Genomic DNA, 18,581 nt, shown 5'->3' with positions numbered 1-18,581 from the left:
GGCAAAATGGTCATATTAAAGGAAAAGTGCTTGATCAAGACGGATACTTTAATGATCGTCAGGGACGTAAAATGTCGGGTATTCGGCACCTGGTTCGGGCACATGCAGTTCGACCCCGGTTTTTTCGATCATGGCAATGATTGCATCGGGCGGGGTGGTGTCGGTGAAAAAGGCTGATACCTGGGCGATATTGCCGCCGCGCACCACGGCATTGCGCCCAAACTTTGTATGATCAGCAACAAGATAGTTTTGGCGCGAATTGGCAAGGATGGCCGATCGTGCGCGGACTTCGTGCTCATCAAAATCAAGCAGGCTGCCATCAGGGTCGATGCCGCCAACACCGAAAATGCCGTAATCGACCTTGTAGCTGTTAAAAAACGCCTCGACCTCGGGGCCCAGAACATCGCGGTCACGGTTGCGCAAGCGCCCGCCGATCAGGGTGACGTCAAAGCTGTCATTGGTGGCGGCGACATAGGCTACATTCAGATTATTGGTAAAAATCCGCAACGAGCGGTGCTGCAACAGGGCGCTGGCAACCAGTTCGGGGGTGGTGCCAATGGAAAAAAACAGCGACGCCCCGTCGGGAATGTGGCGGGCAACCAGGGCTGCTATTTTACGTTTTTCGTTAACATGCAAAACCTTGCGAGCCCGGTAAGCAATGTTTTCATGCTCCAGTGCCGGTTCAACACCGCCGTGTCGGCGGCGCAGCAACCCTTCTTCGCACAATGCGTTTACATCGCGGCGAATGGTTTGGGCGGTGACCTGAAAGCGGTCAGCAAGGTCTTCGATGGTGCGAAATCCATCGGCGCGCACTGTTTCGACAATGCAGGCCTGACGTTCGGTTGGGCGTTTTTGCATAAAATTGTTTTTCTATCGGCCTGTTTTAAGGTGCGAATGAATGCTAGTGCAGGTGCGTTTCAATAATATGACGGTTCGGCTGCATTCATATGAAACCAACAAACGGGCAAAAAAGAAAGGCCGCCTTGCGGCGGCCTCCTTCTGATCGGTGGGGATTAGCTGCGGAAAAGGTTCTCGGCAGCTTCCTTGTAATCGTGCGTAGACTTGTTGCGGTCTTCTTTTTTGTCCTTGTCGGAACCTGCGCCGGGAAAATCTGGTTCCGGCTTGATCTGCAATTCTTCGGGCAGTGGATCAGGTTCGACGTCGCGGACGATTTTTTCCGGGTTTTTGTTGCGTGCGATCACAACCTGTTTTTCCAGGTCAAGCTCGGTGCAAAGGCCCATGGTGACCGGGTTGCGCGGGACAAGGTTGGCAGAATTCCAATGGCTGCGATCGCGAATTTTGCCGATCGTGTCCTTGGTGGTGCCAATCAACTTGCAAACCTGTGAGTCTGCCAGTTCCGGGTGGTGTTTTAACAGCCACGCAATGGCGTTCGGGCGGTCCTGGCGTTTTGAAACCGGGGTATAACGCGCACCCTTGCTTTGCGAACGCGGACGTGGCAGGTCCGATTTCGCCAGTTTAAGAATTTGGCGCGGGTCTGCTTCGCAGCGGGTGATTTCTGCCTGGGTCAATTGACCATTCGTCACCGGGTCGCGCCCGACGATCCCCTGGCTGACATCGCCATCGGCGATGGCCTGGATTTCAAGCTCGTGCAAACCGGTGAAGGCGGCAATCTGCCGGAATGACAAGCCGGTATTGTCGATAAGCCATACAGCAGTTGCTTTCGGCATGAGGGGCTGAGCCATAATTCCTCCTGTTATCATTTAACTTCTGGAGACCGGCGATGGGTAAAAGGCCCAAAAACGCGGCAATATCTGCCCCAGAATATAATCTCTTTTGCTGGTTCGGCAACGCAGCAGGTCAACCAACGGTTAGCCGCGCGCGAATGCCCAACGCACCACTGCGTTCTTTTCGATCAATGCGGGCCTAAAAGCAACATTCTGTTGCGTTTAAGGGGCAATAATATTTTTATCGCCCCGAATTGCCGGTTTTAAGCTCCGAATTCCGCTTTTGAACCGCGATATCACTCCATTTTGATCACAACTTTGCCAATATGCGCGCCCTCTTTCAGAATATCATGTCCCTGTTGGGCATCGTCAAATGCGACCTCGCTATAAATGACAGGTTTTATCTTGCCAGCTTCGATCAGGGGCCAAATGGTTTCACGCAACCGGGTTGCAATTGCTGCCTTTGCCGCAACCGGCTGGGCGCGTAGGGTTGAACCGGTTAATGTCAGGCGTTTTTTAAGCAGCGGCAAAAAGTTGGTTTCGGCCTTTGGCCCCCCTAAAAAGGCAATCACGGCTATGTGGCCATCTTGCGCGGCACATTGAAAATCGCGCCCGATATAATCGCCTGCCACCATATCAAGAATGACATTGGCACCTTTGTCCTGTGTTGCCTCCATAACGACGCTAACAAAATCCTGTGTGCGATAATTTATAACGTGATCTGCGCCAAGATCGCGGCAGGCTTGGCATTTGTTTGTGCTGCCTGCGGTGGCAATAACGGTCGCCCCGATTGCTTTTGCCATTTGAATGGCGGTGGTGCCAATCCCCGACGTCCCGCCATGCACCAGAAAAACCTCGCCTTCCTGCAACCGGGCTTTATCAAACACATTGTGCCATACGGTAAAAAAGGTTTCAGGCAGGCAGGCCGCCTCGATCATGGAAAGGCCCTTGGGAACGGGCAGGCACTGCCGGGCGGGAACAACCGCATATTGGGCATAAGCCCCGCCTGCAACCAGCGCACAAACATCCATGCCCGGCTGCCATTCACCACAATCCTCGCCGCATTCAACAATTTGTCCGGCCAGTTCCAGGCCTGGTATGTCGGACGCGCCCGGGGGTGGCGGGTACATGCCGGCAACCTGCATTAAATCGGGGCGGTTAATACCGGCCGCCGCCACCTTGACAAGGACTTCGCCGTTACCCGGTTTGGGGCACGGGGCGCTTTGGGGCACCAGCTTTCCGTTTTTGCCGCTATTTTCAATGGCGATGATTTTTATGGTGTCGGGAATTTTTTGTGCGCTCATGTCGCGTCCTCTGTGGCGAAAGGGGTGTCTGGTTATTATCTAGTTTTCACATTGATACATGAAAGGCCTTTGTGGGCATGTTGTTGTTGATCCGGCGGTTTTTATGCAAAGACCGTTGGCGAACCGGAACCGGCCTTTGGGCGCATGTTGGTTGGCAGGATAACATTGGAGGGCAATGATGACGGAAGATGACCTTTTGGCAACCGCCGCCGCAGGAATGCCGGTTGGTATTCCGCGCGACCTGGATGACATGTCTGGTGAAAATCTGATGGCTTACAAATCCGTGCTTTTGTTTGAAATTGAGCGCGTAGAACAAGCACTTAACCGCCGCGATGGTGTTCGCAAAGGGGCCGAAGCCCTGTTTAGAACCTGAACGTTTCAAATAAAATTCATTCGGTTGTCATTAAAACGATAAAATAAACCCTGGGTTCATTGAATGTTAATTCTGCTGCCCTATATGTAAGGTTAAGGGTTCAGTCTTGATCCCTTGTCGAACGTGATGTTTCGATGCCTCCCTGTTAAACTGGGCCGCCCTTTTAAAGGGCGGTTCTTTTTCGTGGTGCCGATACGTAGTAATACGCACAGTCACATTTTTGACACTTATGCGCTTGACCCGGCTAGAACCGGGAGTATAGATTTTCAAAAAATAAAACAGTCCGGCAAGTTTAGCAGGTTGAGGCAGAGGTCGCTCTTATCAGGAGCGGCCTCTTCGCTTTTTGGTATCAATGATGCTTGAACTGAATCCCATATAGTCCAATATACGGGGGATGACATATGATCCGCCGTTCAACGGGAAAAGGAACTATGACAGCAACTTTGTCATCGTACCTTTTTCAAAGACTTATGACGAGGCCCTGACCCTTTTGGTTGAGGCCAGAGACTATTTGTCTGCCAATCGCAAGCGAGACAGGATAAATCAGCTCAGCGATGGTGCCATAAATCAGTTTCGTGAAGAAATGCGGATGACCACGCGCCTTATCCGGGCTATGGCGTGGTTATTGTCGGTTCGCGCGGTGGAGTCCGGGGAAATTGAATGGGCCGATGCGGTGGACAGTGACGATTTGATGGTGGACATCAAAATCTGCATTCAGGATGACCGGGACGGTTGCGATATTGCGACACCCGCACTTTTAAGCCTGATGGAGCGGGCGCACTCGCTTTATATGCGTGCAGCCCGGATGGAACTTCAGGTTGCCGCCCGCCATAGCTCCCGCGATTAAAGCACATTTCCTTTAATATGACCCATTTTGCCAGCTCAGTCTGCCGCCTGGCAAGGAGAAGTCCGCCGGGCGTAATGGGTTTACGGACAAGGATTTCGACGCGGCCAGGCGGCAGACTGCGCTGGCCCACAGGGTTTGTTTTTGGCGGTGTTTGGCGGCGTTACACCGCTCGCCCGATGCGCCGCATCGCGCAGCGCGCTGTGCCTTGCCAAACACCGCCAAAATCAAACAAAATGGGTCATATTAAAGGAAATGTGCTTTAAAGGAAAAGTGCTTTAAAAGGAAAGCCAGGTGGTGCCGGTATCAAGGGTGGTTTTTCGCCATCAACTGCGGCTGGTTGCGGCAAATACTTCTACCGGGCTGCCAAAACCTTTCATCTTTCGTGCCCCGCGCGCAGCAAAGGCTGCCCGTTTTCCGGCATAGGTTTCCTTTACCGCCATTGACACCAGTATTTCATCGCCGGTGGCCGCCGCACATACCCTTGCGGCAAGCTGTACGACCGTACCAAACAGGTCGTTTCCCTCGGCAATGGCTTCGCCCGCGTTAATACCGATCCGGACATGAAATTCCAGCTCGCCCCGCGTATTGTGAAGGGCCATTTTCTGTTGAATTTCAATCGCCCCCTCGATGGCTGCGTTAGATGACGGGAAAACAGCCATAATGCCGTCCCCCAGATGTTTTACTTCTTTGCCATAATTGTTCAGAAGGGCGGTGCGCACGATGTTGTCGTGGGTATGAATCATCTGTTGTGCGCCGAGATCGCCCAGTTCCTGGGTCAAGCGGGTGGAATTGACAATATCGGTAAACATCAGCGCATGGACTTTTTTGCCGGTCATTGGCAAGGCCGCTTTGGCCGGTTTTTCAGACCAGATCTTCAGGGCCTGGATTGCCGACCTTGACAGGCTGGTTTCATCTTTTATGAAATCAACCATCGAATCGCGCCCGGCGCCATACATATCGTTGTATTTCGGCTCTAGCAGGTATTGGTCAAGGCTGCGGCAAAAGGTTTCCGACATTTTGTCGTTGGTCCCAAGGGCGGAAACGCAGTCGTACAGAACCTCGCGGCCATTATCGCGGGGCAAGGCATTGCTTTCGCTGCAGGCATCACACGCCCCGGCAACATACAGATTAACGCCGAATTTTTGATAGGCATCCATCTGAGGCAGGCTTTTGCCGATGGCAACCACCGTTCCGGCCATAAAATTCCGCATGATTTGTCGGGTGGCTTGCAGGGCCGGGGTGTTGGGCACAGGTGCTGGTGCGGGCTGGCCGTCGGGTTCGGCCAGTATGCTTTCTTTGTCTTCTATGGTGTCGTCGGTGTCGCTCGTATTTTGTGCGGATGACGGGTCGCCGGTGTGTTCGTCAGTGGCTATTGCCGCAAGATTTTCGTCCAGGCTCCGGCGCAGGGCTGCGGCGCGGGCCTGGCGCATTTGTTCTTCCGTTGGGCCGCTGGGAATGGCGGGGGCGTTCGATGGTATGGTTTTTTGCTTTTTCCCATTGTGGCTGACATGCCTGAAACGGCGGGTCAATGCCATCATCATGGGCGTAACCGACACCACAAAACCCAGGACAAAGGCAAAAAAGTTCGCTTTTTCAAATACACCCTGGCTGATATTGTAGCCCATACTGGGCATTGCTTCCAAAAGGCGGGCCGTTCCCAACATAACGGCCAAACCGATGGCGATGGCACCGCAAAATGCCAGCATCATTTTCAGGATCAGCCCAACCAGGCCGACATCCTTTGGCGGGTTTGATCCCGATCGGGGCTGAGCCTGTGTTGTGGATTCTGTGGATTCTGTTGTGTCTTTTTCGGATGGGATCGCTTCGGCGGAGTTTTTTACATCCTTGGCGGCGCGCGCTGGCGCACTTTTTTCGCGGCTTTCGGGAGTGCGTGTCTGGTAAACGATATATTCGTCGGCGCTGTTGGTTTCGCTGCTGTAAACCTCGCGAATCAGCTTCACAGCCATCACATGGGCTTCACGTTCAAGCTGATAGGTTTCTTCTTCAGCAACCTTTTTTTGCGCACCGGTGTAATGGGCATGGATAACCCATTTTCCCGTACGGTCCTTAATATAGACTTCATAGCTGATCTGCTTGCGCGCGATCACCTGATTCATACCTCGCGCTCCCGCGAAGACGGCATGATATACATGCTATCCGCCCCGATTATCCTGTCCCGACATTAAGTATGGCAAGAAAATGGCATCTATACCATAGGCTGTTATGGCATATGAGACGTGTGAGATCGGATATAAAGATCTTGGGTCAAAGAAAAACGCCCGCCGCATCGTTTTGATGCCGCGGGCGATAATCCCATAAACCGCAAAATGCGATTTGTGTTCTTAGTTGTTACCAATATTGAAACCAGCGAAACGCTTTTTGAACTTGGCAAGCTGTCCACCGCTGTCAAGAAGACGATGAACACCCGTCCAAGCCGGATGGCTCTTCGGATCAATGTCCAGCTTCATGACGTCGCCTGGTTTACCCCAGGTCGACTTGGTGGTGTAGGTGCTGCCGTCCGTCATCTGAACGGTGATTTCATGATACTCGGGATGGATGTCTTGTTTCATCGCCTATCACTCCGGAATTTGAAGCGCGGTGTATAGGCGAAAAAAACGAACTGCGCAACCCCTGTGACGGGAAATATCTCAGTTGGGGCAAAACGCGGGATTTCCTTGCCCTGATTGATGATGTCTACTTGCGCACGTCACCTTATATAGTATGGTGCGCGGACAGACCAGAACCATCATCGGGACGGCACCATGCCCTCCCGCCTGACAGACGGAGTTTGATTGTGCCTCTTGAAGAAACCTTTTTTCATCGCCTTGCGGATGAGACCATCGAAACCATCTCTGATCTGATCGATGATGCAATGGGCGACGACATCGACGTCGACCTGGAAGCCGGTATTTTGACGATCGAACTCGATTCGCGTGAGCAGTTTATTATTAACAAACACGCCCTTAATCGTCAGATCTGGATGTCTTCGCCCGTTAGCGGTGCAAGCCATTACGATTATGACGAAGATACCGAAAGCTGGCGCTCCACCCGGGGGGCCACAACCTTGCCCGAACAGCTTGCTGCCGATCTTGCCGTCAAGACCGGGCACAAGATCGCGCTGGACTAAATCCTTGGTCCGGCGTTTTCCTTTCGATATTACAGAACTGGAATATTGCCGTGGCGACCTCTCCGCGAAAGTCTCCCCGCCTCGAAGATCGTGATCGAAGCCGGGACCTCTCCTCTTTGCGGGCTATCGTGCCCTTTATCAAGCCGTATAAATTACAAATTGCGGGTGCCGCCCTTGCCCTTGTTGTGGCATCGGGGACGGTTCTTGCCTTGGGTAACGGTTTGCGTTTTCTGGTCGACAAGGGCTTTGCCAAAGGTGATGGCGGTCTTCTTGATCAGGCATTATTTGTGCTTTTGGGCTTCACCATCTTGATGGCGCTTGCCAGTTATTCCCGATTCTATCTGGTTTCCTGGATCGGGGAACGGGTGGTGGCCGATATTCGTCGTTCGATTTATGCCCATATCATTCGTCTTGATCCGGGCTTTTTTGAAGTCACCCGTACTGGCGAGGTGTTGTCACGCCTGACAACCGACACTTCCCTGTTGCAGGTGGTTATCGGTTCAAGTGTGTCGATTGCCCTGCGCAACATTTTGATGTTTGTCGGGGGCTTGGCGATGCTGGCCATTACCAGCCCCAAGCTGACCGCCCTGGTTTTACTGGTGGTGCCGCTGGTGGTGGTGCCGATCATTTTTTACGGACGCAAGGTGCGTCGGCTGTCGCGGGATTCGCAAGACCGCATCGCCGATGTCAGTGCTTTTTCCGAAGAATCGATCAATGCCCTGCGGACCGTGCAGGCCTATACTCATGAAGAAATCGAAAGCAACCGCTTTAACGGTTATGTCGAAGGGGCCTTTAAAACTTCGATTGCGCGTATTTCTGCCCGTGCACTTTTGACCGCCGTGGTCATTATCATGGTGTTTGGCGCTGTCGGCGTGATTTTGTGGATCGGTGGTCACGATGTGCTTAATGGTGCCATTTCCGCCGGTGAATTGTCGGCCTTCGTGTTTTATGCCATTGTTGTTGCGGGCTCGGTTGGCGCGATTAGCGAGGTCATTGGCGATTTGCAGCGTGCTGCTGGTGCGGCCGAACGGTTGATCGTCCTGCTTCAGACCCAGCCAGCCATTGCTGCCCCGACCCATGCCGTTGCCATGCCGGATCATCATCAGGGCAATGTCCGGTTTGAAAATGTTACCTTCCATTACCCGGCCCGGCCCGATCGTTCGGCCCTGACCGGGTTCTCGCTTGATGTGCATGCAGGCGAAACTGTTGCGCTGGTCGGCCCGTCGGGAGCGGGTAAAACCACTGTCTTTCAGTTGTTGCTGCGCTTTTACGATCCGGCATCGGGCACGATCTCGCTTGATGGTGTCGATATTCGCCAGGCCGACCCGATTGCCGTTCGTGAACGCTTGGGCCTGGTCGCGCAGGACCCGGTTATTTTTGCCGCCAATGCTTGGGAAAATATCCGTTATGGCCGCCCCGATGCATCAGATGTCGATGTGCGTGCGGCCGCCGAGGCGGCCCATGCCAGCGAGTTTCTGGATCGCTTGCCCGATGGTTTTAATACCTTTCTGGGTGAAAAAGGTGTGCGCTTGTCTGGCGGGCAACGCCAGCGGATCGCCATTGCCCGTGCCATTCTGCGCAACCCTTCGGTGTTGCTGCTAGATGAAGCAACCAGCGCATTGGATGCCGAAAGCGAACAGGTGGTGCAAAAGGCGCTTGAAACCATCATGAAATCGCGAACGACGCTGGTGATTGCACATCGCCTGTCAACCGTGCTGCATGCAGACCGCATTGCCGTGATTGATGATGGTCGGCTGGTTGCCATCGGCTCGCATCACGAGCTGCTTGAAAGCAGTCCGCTTTATGCCCGTTTGGCCAAATTACAGTTTGAAAGTGACGCCGCCTGATATCCTTCTGATATCCTTGCCCATTGCCCCTATGCGCGGGCGGGCCGCAACATCATTAAAAACACAACGCCGGCGGTTTCATTGACACCTCCGGCGTTTGTTTGTTTGCGTCTGCCAATTGGCGTTTTGGGTATGATCGTGATCAGTTATGTCTGCCCCATATGAAGGGAATGCATAGCGGCATATTTGGGTCTACAGCCCCATACGATCAGCAAGTTCATGCCACTTCATGATCGCAGGCAAAAACCACGGATTGCCATAGTAAAACGGTCGACCTTTAAACGGATAATCTTCGAATGTGGTGCGGCCTTCGGCAAGCCCCAAAACCTTTTGCGCAATTTTGCGCCCGAAATAGTTTGACCGTCCAACCCCCGAACCGCAATAACCCATGGCATAATGCAGGCCATCAAGTTCGCCAATATGGGGAACATGATCGAAGGTATAGGCAATCAGCCCGGACCACGCGTAATCGATTTTAGCGGTTTCAAGTTGGGGAAACAACCTGACCATGAAATTGCGCAGATAGTGTGAATAAAGGTCGGGCCGATCGCCACGTCCAAAGGCACGGCCGCCAAACAAAATACGTTTGCCATCAGGCGAGGGGCGATAATAGGCCGATAGCCTTTCGGTGCTGCCGTGGCAACGTAATTTGGGCGAAACAGAACGGATCACAGATTCGGGCAATTCCTGTGTGGCTATCATGGCAGAACGAATGGGAATCAGGCGCCGCTTAAATTGCGAAAATGCCCCGCCAGTATAGCCATTGGTGGCGATAATGACATGACCGGCATTGATTTGCCCGGTATCAAAGCGAACGCTAAATTGCCCGTTTTGTTTTTGAACAGTGCGCACAGGCGTTTGTTCAACCAGCATGGCACCTTCTGTTCGGGCAATCTGGCATAAGCCGCGAAACAGCTTTGCCGGTTGGACGGCACCGTCGGTTGGATAAACCAGTCCGCCATAATAACGATTGCTGCCAACTTCTTGCAGCTGTTCGTTGCGGCTAACCTCAATTGCCGGGAAATCGACAATCTTTGCCAACTGGTTTGCCTGTTCAACCAGCCCGGCATAATGCGACGGGTGGCTGGCCCCGCGAAACCGCCCACATATTTGCAGGTCACATTCAATCTGTTCGTCGCGGATGAATTTTACCAGCCAGTCAAACGCGACCAGGCTTTCCTTGATTGAGGCATGAACCTGATCGCGCCCGTAATGGCGTTCCAGCCCGTTAACACCCAGTTTGCTGAAACTCGGCCCCAGCATTCCCCCGGTGCGGGTGCTGGCACCGCTGCCTAAATGTCCGGCTTCAAACAGAGCAACCTTTAAACCGGCACGGATCAGGGTTATGGCCGCCGACAAACCGGTGAAGCCGCCGCCGACAATAGCCACATCGACAGAAGCGGGCAGGTCCTGGTGCCGAAATGTTGCAGGTGCAGCCCTGACGGATGTGTCTTCAAGCCAATAAGGCGCATGGGTGTAATTCGATGAATGTTTTGCCAACATTTCGATCATTTTCCGTTTTTTTGACGTGGTTGTTTTTGCAGGCTGCAATCAGCTAAAGGATATGGTCGAGAAATTCCTTCGTGCGGTCCCATTGCGGATTTAGCAAAACCTGTTCTGGCGGCCCGACCTCAACAATCTCGCCATCCTGCATAAAGACAACGCGGTCAGCGACCTGACGGGCGAATTGCATTTCGTGGGTCACGCACACCATTGTCATGCCTGTTTTTGCAAGGTTAACCATCACATCAAGCACTTCCTTGACCATTTCCGGGTCAAGGGCGGATGTGGGTTCGTCAAACAGCATGATTTTCGGTTCCATCGCCAAGGACCGCGAAATGGCCACGCGTTGTTGCTGACCACCGGAAATCTGCCCGGGAAAACGATCTGCCAGATCGGCAATACCAACCCGGTCCAGCAAACTCATGGCAATGTCGCGGGCTTCGCGGTCGCTTTTTTTACGAAGCCATGTCAGGCCCAAAGTGCAGTTTTGCAAAACACTTAAATGGGGGAACAGGTTAAAGCTTTGAAAGACCATGCCGATGGTCTGATGAATATAGCGGTTGCTTTGGGCATTACGCTGCAAGGGGTGGCCAAATACTGAAACCTGCCCTTCCTGATATTCTTCAAGATGGTTCAGGCACCGGATCAGGGTTGATTTTCCTGATCCGGATGGACCGCACACCACCATGATTTCACTTTCCGCGATATCAAGCGATATATCGCGCAAGACGTGATGGGCTCCATACCATTTGTTAAGTCCGCTGATTTCGATGGCACGGCCAGGTAATGTCGGGGCGGGCGCCGAACGGTTCTGCAGGGTCATGAGCGATCCACCTTCAGGCGTTTTTCAAGGTTAAGGCTGTATTGCGACATGCTGTAGCAAAGGACAAAAAACAGGATCGAGATCATGGCGATGGGTTCGGTATGCAGCCCGATCCAGTCCTTGTCGTTTGCGATGTTGCGGGCCATCAGCATGATGTCGAACAGGCCGATAATGGAGACCAGCGTGGTATCTTTTAGAATGCTGATGAACGAGGTCATGATATTGGGGATCATCAGGCGTAATGCCTGGGGCAAGACAATAAGCAACATGGTGAACCCGTATCCCAGACCAAGCGATTGTGCCGCTTCATATTGCCCGCGTGGAATGGCTTGCAAACCGCCACGAATGTTTTCGGCCATATAGGCACCGGCAAAAATGCAAACAGCAAAAAGAACCTGGGACAGCTTGTTGAGTTCAACATCACTTGGCAGAAAAATCGGTAACAGCGTTACGGCCATAAACAGAACCGTAATCAGGGGAACCGCACGTACAAGTTCGATCACCAGCAGTGATAACCAATGAATAACCGGCAATGTCGATTGGCGCCCCAGTGCCAGTACCACCCCGATTGGAATGGACATGGTAATTGCGAAGGTGGCGATGATCATGGTCAGGAACAGTCCGCCCCATCGTTCGATCGCCACGGGTTGCAGTTGTGCCTGCGATAGAACAACCGCCACCGGCAGGCTTAATAAAGCCCACACCAAAAGCAGGCACAGGGTTTGTGACCCGCGATTGAACAGGCGCGATGCCAAGGGCTGAAGCATTTGGCAAAGATGTGGTTTGTTTAAAACCGCCAAAAGCCAGTTTGTGTACAGCAATATAAAAAAGCCACTTGCAAGGCAGGTTAGAACCGCGTGGACAATGCCAATATCGCCCCTGAATGAGCCGCCCAGAAACAGATAGGCCCCAAAAAACGGATATAGCGCTATCCATGACAGCAAGATAAAATTGCGATAGGCGATTTTCTGGCAGCTCAGCGGGAAAAGCCACATCACGGCAAGGATGAAACCAAGGTTAACGCGCCATTGCTGTTCTGCCGGGTACCGGCCATAAATCAGCCCGTTAAACCAGCTGATGACACCGGCCCAACATGCGCCATCCGGGCTGATATTCATGCATTCGCGCCGGGTGCTGGCGTGCCACACGGCATCAAATACGGCCCAGTCAAGGGCCGCCCTGATGACATACCAGGCCAGAACCACAACCGCGATTGTCAGAATGCTGTTGCCGATGGTGTTAAAACAACGGCTGCGAATGCGGCGGATAATGTTTTGTTCATTTTGGGTTGGCAGACGTGCAGGTTTCGCAACGAACTGTTTTAGCCCGGTTTGGTTGCTCATTTATCTGGCCTTGTACTGCACGTGGGCATTATACCGGTTTAGCAAATAGGAAATGCTCAGGCTGACCACGATGTAAAAACCCATGACCATCGATATGATTTCAATGGCGCGCCCTGTCTGGTTGATCGAGGTCTGCATGAAAACCGACACGATTTCTGGAAAACCGATAGCAACGGCAAGGGATGAATCCTTCACGGCCACAAGCCAGGAATTCGCCAGCGGCGGAATAATCGCCCGCACAGCCTGGGGGATCAGTACAAGGCGCAAGGTCTGATACCGGGAAAACCCGATCGTCGCGGCGGCTTCATGTTGCCCCTTGTCAATGGATTGCATCCCCGCACGAACAGTTTCTGCAATTGCTGCTGATCGGTAAACCGTCATGGCAACAAAGGCCGCCCCGAACGCTGCTGGAATATATCGCCCGCCTTCAAGATTAAAACCGTCAAGGGCGGGAACCGACCAGGTTAGAGAACGGCCAAGAAAAATCACGCAGGCAAGTAATAAAACAGCCCAGCATCCCCAACCTGCCATACCTGCCCGCGATTTTTGCGTACGCGCATCCGGGCCTGATCGGGAAGACCATCGCAAAAACCAGCCGCCAAACACAAAGGCGCATGTCGCAATCACAAACCAGCTGAGGGGGATATCTGACTGTGCTGCGGGAAAATAGAACCCGCGATTGTTCAGGAAAAACACCTCGCCAAAGGAAAATCCCTGGCGTGGGGGCGGCAAGGCCGAAAAAACTGCGGTGAACCAGAAAATGATCTGGATCAGCAAGGGAACATTTCGAACCACTTCGACATAACAACGGGCCAGTTGGGCCACCAACGGGTTGTGCGACAGGCGAAGAATGCCGACAATGGTGCCGATAAGGGTGCCAAAAAGGATTACTGCCGCCGATAACACCAGCGTGTTGGTAATGCCAACGAAAAAGACCCGCCAGTAACTCATCCCCGGGTCATAGGGAATAAGGCTCCAGCTAATATTAAACCCTGCGGTCGTGGTCAGAAAGTCAAAACCGAAAACCATTCCCAGTCGGTCAAGGTTATGGGCCGCGTTTGAAAACAGATACAGAAAAAGCAAAAGGACGAGTAAAAGCACCGCGCTTTGAATAAAGCCGGCGCGTGCCGAATCCTTGTTTAAAAAAGCGACCAGCGACCGACGCCCAACCAGGTTGGAACCAGAACGGGCAGGGGGGGATTTGCGTGATTTTTGCGTCGAAGAGGGGATCATGCCGGGGAACCGAACCTTGAAAGGTTTGAAACAGGCAGGCCGAAAGGCCTGCCTGAAATGTCAGAACCAACGCGCGTTAACGGAACGATTTGGCGTACATCAGCCCGCCATCCTGCCACAGGGCGTTTAGCGTACCTTTGCGTTCAAGGCCTAAAACACTTTCAGGGCCGACATTGCGGGCATAAATCTCGCCATAATTGCCAACGGCTTTGATCACCTGATAGGCCCAGTCCGGCGATAGTCCAAGGCCGGTGTTCAGATCGCCTTCAACACCCAGGATACGGCGGACAACCGGGCTGGCTGAATTGTTTTTCATCTCATCAACATTGGCTGAGGTGATGCCATATTCTTCGGCGGCAACCATCGCTTCAAAGGTCCATTTCACAACATTGGCCCATTCGCTGTCATTTTGGGTCACCGCAAAGGAAAGGGCTTCTTTCGAAATGGTTTCGGGCAGGACGATATAATCGTCCGGGTTCGGTGCGGCCGAACGTTGTGCTGCCAGGCCCGATTTGTCATTGGTCAGGGCATCGCAGTTTTGATTGAAAAACGCAGTGTTGCGAACAGCAGAATCATCAAACACCACGGTTTTAAGGTCCAGTTCGTGGGTGCGGCTGTAATCGGCAAGGTTCAATTCGCTTGATGTCCCGGTGAGAACGCAAACCGTTGCCCCCTTCAGGTCCTTGACCGAGTTTACCCCCAGATCCTTACGCACCATGAAACCCTGGCCGTCATAAAAATAGGTTTCAAGAAAGTCCAGACCCTGGCTGGTATCGCGCGATAGCGTCCATGTCATGCCTTTCGACAGCATATCGCCTTCGCCACTTTTGATGGAGGTAAAACTTTGTGCCCATTGAACCGGCATGAATTTGACTTTTGACGCGTCACCAAACACTGCTGCGGCAACCCCGCGGCACATGTCAATGTCCATTCCCTGCCATTCGCCGTCTTTGTTAAGGCTATAAAATCCGGGGAAGGAATTGCCAATCACGCAGCTCAAATATCCGCGATCCTTGACCTGTTGCAGGGTGTTGGTGCGTTCCTGCGCGATGGCCGACGGGCTGGTTGCAGCCTGCATCACAAAGATTGCGGTCCCCGCAGCCACAATTGACTTTACTTTATTCATTTTGATTCCCTGTTTTAAAATTCTTGTTCGTTGGGCATTCGCCGTAAAAGCATATTCCCAGACTGAAACGGTGCAATTTGGTATCGCACTTTTTGTTATTTGTGCCGCGCTCTGATCCGACGCTTGATCTGATGCTAGTTTAAGTACTTTAATAATGATATTGAATGTTTTTAATAAGGTTATAACTTTAGATTATGGCGATGAATGTCAGGCGCTTGCGGATTTTCCACGAGGTTTTTGTGACCGGAAGTATCACCCGGGCCGCCGAAAGAAGTTTTGTCAGCCAGCCCGCGGCGAGCAAAATGCTGACCAATCTCGAAAGCGATATTGGCTACAGGCTGTTTGCGCGCAGTAACGGCAAACTGATCCCGACCGACGAAGCCCATTTCCTGCATGACGAGGTTTATGCCTTGCTTCAGGGCCTTAATCATCTTGATGACAGCTTGAAAGCGGCAAAAAACAACAAGGCCGGTCGCCTGCGCATTTGCAGTATTTTCGGTCCATCTTATCGGTTCTTGCCAGAATTGATTGCGCGCTATTTACAAAAGCATCCCGGTGTCCAGGTCAGCTTGCATCAGGCGGGGTGTTCGGTGATTCGTCAGGGAATATCAACCGGCCAATATCAGATCGGGCTTGTCGATAAATCGCAAAGTTCCTTTAGCCACGAATCGGTGGCGATGGATTTGTTATGTCACTGCGCGATCCACAAGGATCACCCGGCGGCGCATCTGGACGCACTCACACCCGAAGCTATTGCCGATTCTCCCTGGGTCACCCTTGATTCCGAGAATGCGACAACAAAGGCTCTAAAAAGGATCTATGCGGATCGCGGGCTTGCATTCAACCGGGCGGTGGAGGTTCACACAACGGTTCATGCCCTGTCTTTTGTTAATCTTGGGGTCGGGGTGGCATTGGTCGATGCGCTAAATTGTCGTTTGTTCGCAGACTCATTTAACCTGTCCAATGTCAGGCTTTTGCCCTTTCGCCCGCAAATTCTCGAACCGCTTGAGGTGATTACCTCAAATGTGCATCCGTTATCGGGTGTCGCCCGCGAATTTTATGATGTGATGCTGGACGAACTTCAGACATTTTCCCAGCGATGATTGCAGAAATATCCGTATATCCTGCCCGATTGTCGTGTCCGGAGCCCCCGAAAAGGGCCAACCGTCTGCGATGGTAAAACGCTGCATGTTATGGGAACAAAACAAAACCCTGCCAGGGGGAACTGGCAGGGTTCGGAAGAACGACAAATCGTTAGATCGCTTCAGTCGGCGCTGGCAACTTTCGCCCCTTTGATCGCCAATTCGGCATATTGCTTTTGCAATTGCTCCGAACTGTTACGGAAACGATCAAGTTCCTTCCCGGTCAGGGTCCGTCCGCTTGGCATTTTCACGCTGATCGGGTTGACCTGATGGGCTGATTTCAGAATTTCAAAATGCAGGTGCGGGCCGGTGGCGCTGCCGCTCATGCCGACATAGCCAATCACATCACCCTGTTTCACCCGCGATCCGGTATGCAGCCCTTTGGCAAAGCGCGACATATGACCATAGGCCGTTTCATAGCTGCTGTTGTGGCGCAGGCGAATATAATTGCCATAGCCGCCAACCTTGCCAATGCGTTCAATGGTGCCGTTACCGGCAGCAAAAATCGGCGTTCCGGTCGGGGCGGCAAAATCGACCCCCTGATGCATGCGGCTATATCCCAAAATCGGATGTTTGCGCATGCCAAATCCCGAAGACAGGCGAGAACCGTTAATCGGTGTGCGCATCAAGGCGCGACGAAACGATTCGCCTTTCTCGTTGTAAAAATCCTGGTTGCCATCGCTGTCGGTATAGGAATACAGGCGATAGTCGGTGCCGCGAATGCTCATGCTGGCATAAACAATGTCACCATGGCGCACCAGATCGCCTTTGGTATTTTTCATGTCGTCATACATGACTTCAAAGCTGTCGCCGGGCTGAATGTCACGCTGAAAATCAACGTCATAGCTATACAGCTTGATCATTTCCATCAGCACCGATAACGGCATGCCGTTCTTTTCTGCCGCCATAAACAGGCTCTGATCAATGGTGCCGCTTGTTGCATTGGGCGAGCTTACCAGTTCGACCTTGTCTGTCGATGCGCTAAATCCGTCGTCAGTGCGCGATACCGAAACAATGGTTTCCGCATCGGGCTGAAAGCGCAAAGTGTCGAGAAGGTCGCCGGTGTCGCCGCTGATTTCGCTGGCATAAACCAGGTCAAATTCCTGGCCAGCCCGCAATTTGCGCGGATTATAAACGTCGCGCAGTGCTTCAATTGCTTCAAACGCAACCGAACGCTCCAAACCTGCACCGGTCAGCACGGCCATCAGGTTTGATCCTTTTTCCAAAACAACAGTATCCTGCCGTGATGAATTATTTTGATCTTGGAGGGAACCTTCAACTGCATGTGTCGTTTCCGCAACAGAAGCAACTTCATTGAGCGCCTGATGCTTCGGCGACATTGCAGGTTTCGGCATGGTCGCGCTTTCCGCTGCATAAGCAGAAAGTGGGCCATGGTGTCCCTGTTGTGGGTCGGAAAGAATATAGCCAGTTGTCCCGCCAATAATGGCCGCAAGTGCAGCAAGTGATACGATTTGTCTTCCGGCCATTGCCGCAGATCTCCCCTGTCGTCAAAAATGCAGTGTACCCAACGTGTTGCTCTTTTTGGCAACATCGGCGGAAGTGTTATACAAAATGACAGACAATTGTGAAACCCTAATTGCCTGCCTTGTGTGGTCAGGTTGCCAAAGTCAGTGTGCCAGTATGAAGGTTTAAGAAGTGTTGAGGCCTCTTGAAAAACCTGTTCCCGGCGCGCGTCATCTGCCCGTGGACCATGGCAGGAAAATGGCAGTCGTTTAACGATCTGAAATACGCCTCTTTTGTTGATGCCGGGACGACGTTGCCACAGGCGGGCAGCAGCGCATCGCACAGCTTTTCCCGCCCTGGTTCTCCGACTTATATATGGGATGAAGATCTGGATCGTTTTTTAACCCTGCCGACCGTCTTCGAGATTACGAATAAGGGTGGCGCACTTTTAAACCCACCCTTGTTTCTGCGTCTTTCTGCGTTCCATGATGCATGGTAGCAATTTATGTACCGTTTTTTCCGGGGGGGCTGGCTGGATTAAGGCATTGGCGGGCCGTATGGATGCCTTCCATCTGGCGATTTACGGCACCTTACGCCTCAGGCGGGAACGCCTCGCGGATCTGTTCTCTTTCGGGTTTTCTTTTGCCCGGGAAATCCCAAGGTTCCGTAAAAAACGTCATTTTTGTTTAAAAAAGGTATTTACAGGTCCGGCTTAGGCCCCTATAACCCGCCTCCACCGACGGGGCGCGGCGCTACGAACTAGG

17 protein-coding genes are annotated in these 18,581 nt (G+C 52.6%); 6 read left to right on the top strand and 11 right to left on the bottom strand.

Going from position 1 to position 18,581, the window contains the following annotated elements:
- Positions 1-48: 48 nt before the first annotated feature.
- From AAC086_RS14200 to AAC086_RS14190, 3 genes are all read right to left on the bottom strand, one after another.
- Positions 49-858: a DeoR/GlpR family DNA-binding transcription regulator gene (locus tag AAC086_RS14200; RefSeq protein ID WP_339779526.1), complete on the bottom strand. Its 810-nt coding sequence runs from the start codon at positions 856-858 to the stop codon at positions 49-51.
- Positions 859-1,013: 155 nt separating this feature from the next.
- Complete coding sequence (locus AAC086_RS14195) at positions 1,014-1,703, bottom strand: cell cycle transcriptional regulator TrcR (protein WP_339779525.1); 690 nt, start codon at positions 1,701-1,703, stop codon at positions 1,014-1,016.
- Positions 1,704-1,981: 278 nt separating this feature from the next.
- Complete coding sequence (locus AAC086_RS14190; protein ID WP_339779524.1) at positions 1,982-2,989, bottom strand: NAD(P)H-quinone oxidoreductase; 1,008 nt, start codon at positions 2,987-2,989, stop codon at positions 1,982-1,984.
- A 175-nt stretch (positions 2,990-3,164) separates the two neighbouring features.
- Here AAC086_RS14190 and AAC086_RS14185 point away from each other — a divergent pair, with 175 nt between their 5' ends.
- Positions 3,165-3,362 carry a DUF1192 domain-containing protein gene (locus tag AAC086_RS14185; protein ID WP_339779523.1) on the top strand — a complete coding sequence of 66 codons (198 nt, stop codon included), beginning with the start codon at positions 3,165-3,167 and terminating at the stop codon, positions 3,360-3,362.
- A 394-nt stretch (positions 3,363-3,756) separates the two neighbouring features.
- Entirely contained in the window at positions 3,757-4,209 is a 453-nt protein-coding gene (locus tag AAC086_RS14180; RefSeq protein WP_339779521.1) for a DUF1465 family protein, read from the top strand.
- A 323-nt stretch (positions 4,210-4,532) separates the two neighbouring features.
- Here AAC086_RS14180 and AAC086_RS14175 read toward each other — a convergent pair whose 3' ends face one another.
- Positions 4,533-6,326, bottom strand: a complete 1,794-nt coding sequence (locus AAC086_RS14175; protein ID WP_339779519.1) for an adenylate/guanylate cyclase domain-containing protein — start codon at positions 6,324-6,326, stop codon at positions 4,533-4,535.
- 225 nt (positions 6,327-6,551) lie between these two features.
- Positions 6,552-6,779, bottom strand: a complete 228-nt coding sequence (rpmE, locus tag AAC086_RS14170; protein WP_085582130.1) for a 50S ribosomal protein L31 — start codon at positions 6,777-6,779, stop codon at positions 6,552-6,554.
- Positions 6,780-7,003: 224 nt separating this feature from the next.
- Between rpmE and cyaY the strand changes: the two genes are divergently transcribed.
- Both cyaY and AAC086_RS14160 read left to right on the top strand, forming a co-directional pair.
- Positions 7,004-7,336: an iron donor protein CyaY gene (cyaY, locus tag AAC086_RS14165; protein WP_339779515.1), complete on the top strand. Its 333-nt coding sequence runs from the start codon at positions 7,004-7,006 to the stop codon at positions 7,334-7,336.
- A 50-nt stretch (positions 7,337-7,386) separates the two neighbouring features.
- Entirely contained in the window at positions 7,387-9,183 is a 1,797-nt protein-coding gene (locus AAC086_RS14160) for an ABC transporter transmembrane domain-containing protein (RefSeq protein ID WP_339779513.1), read from the top strand.
- A 192-nt stretch (positions 9,184-9,375) separates the two neighbouring features.
- Here the strand turns inward: AAC086_RS14160 and AAC086_RS14155 are convergent, their stop codons facing one another.
- The 5 genes from AAC086_RS14155 to AAC086_RS14135 form a co-directional block, all read right to left on the bottom strand.
- Positions 9,376-10,695, bottom strand: a complete 1,320-nt coding sequence (locus tag AAC086_RS14155) for an FAD-binding oxidoreductase (RefSeq protein ID WP_339779511.1) — start codon at positions 10,693-10,695, stop codon at positions 9,376-9,378.
- A 43-nt stretch (positions 10,696-10,738) separates the two neighbouring features.
- A complete protein-coding gene (locus tag AAC086_RS14150) occupies positions 10,739-11,509 on the bottom strand; it encodes an amino acid ABC transporter ATP-binding protein (RefSeq protein WP_339779509.1) in 771 nt (256 codons plus the stop codon).
- Positions 11,506-12,852 (bottom strand): amino acid ABC transporter permease, encoded by a 1,347-nt coding sequence (locus AAC086_RS14145; RefSeq protein WP_339779507.1) that lies wholly within the window; start codon positions 12,850-12,852, stop codon positions 11,506-11,508. The genes AAC086_RS14150 and AAC086_RS14145 overlap by 4 nt, the downstream gene beginning before the upstream one ends.
- Positions 12,853-14,085, bottom strand: a complete 1,233-nt coding sequence (locus tag AAC086_RS14140) for an ABC transporter permease subunit (RefSeq protein WP_339779505.1) — start codon at positions 14,083-14,085, stop codon at positions 12,853-12,855.
- A 76-nt stretch (positions 14,086-14,161) separates the two neighbouring features.
- The gene (locus tag AAC086_RS14135; RefSeq protein ID WP_339779503.1) at positions 14,162-15,211 is read right to left on the bottom strand and encodes an amino acid ABC transporter substrate-binding protein; all 1,050 of its coding nucleotides are present in this window, start codon (positions 15,209-15,211) and stop codon (positions 14,162-14,164) included.
- A 194-nt stretch (positions 15,212-15,405) separates the two neighbouring features.
- On the opposite strand from AAC086_RS14135, the gene AAC086_RS14130 reads away from it, so the two are divergent.
- The gene (locus tag AAC086_RS14130) at positions 15,406-16,314 is read left to right on the top strand and encodes a LysR family transcriptional regulator (RefSeq protein WP_339779501.1); all 909 of its coding nucleotides are present in this window, start codon (positions 15,406-15,408) and stop codon (positions 16,312-16,314) included.
- A 161-nt stretch (positions 16,315-16,475) separates the two neighbouring features.
- Here the strand turns inward: AAC086_RS14130 and AAC086_RS14125 are convergent, their stop codons facing one another.
- Positions 16,476-17,840, bottom strand: a complete 1,365-nt coding sequence (locus tag AAC086_RS14125) for a peptidoglycan DD-metalloendopeptidase family protein (RefSeq protein WP_339779499.1) — start codon at positions 17,838-17,840, stop codon at positions 16,476-16,478.
- A gap of 182 nt (positions 17,841-18,022) precedes the next feature.
- On the opposite strand from AAC086_RS14125, the gene AAC086_RS14120 reads away from it, so the two are divergent.
- Positions 18,023-18,316, top strand: coding sequence for a hypothetical protein (locus tag AAC086_RS14120; protein WP_339779497.1), 294 nt, complete (start codon positions 18,023-18,025; stop codon positions 18,314-18,316).
- Positions 18,317-18,581: the final 265 nt, after the last annotated feature.

It is taken from the genome of uncultured Thalassospira sp. (assembly GCF_963976115.1).
In the GTDB taxonomy this organism is placed as follows: domain Bacteria; phylum Pseudomonadota; class Alphaproteobacteria; order Rhodospirillales; family Thalassospiraceae; genus Thalassospira.
The sequence above is the reverse complement of the archived record's forward strand: the minus strand, read 5'-3'. Positions and strand labels throughout refer to the sequence as shown.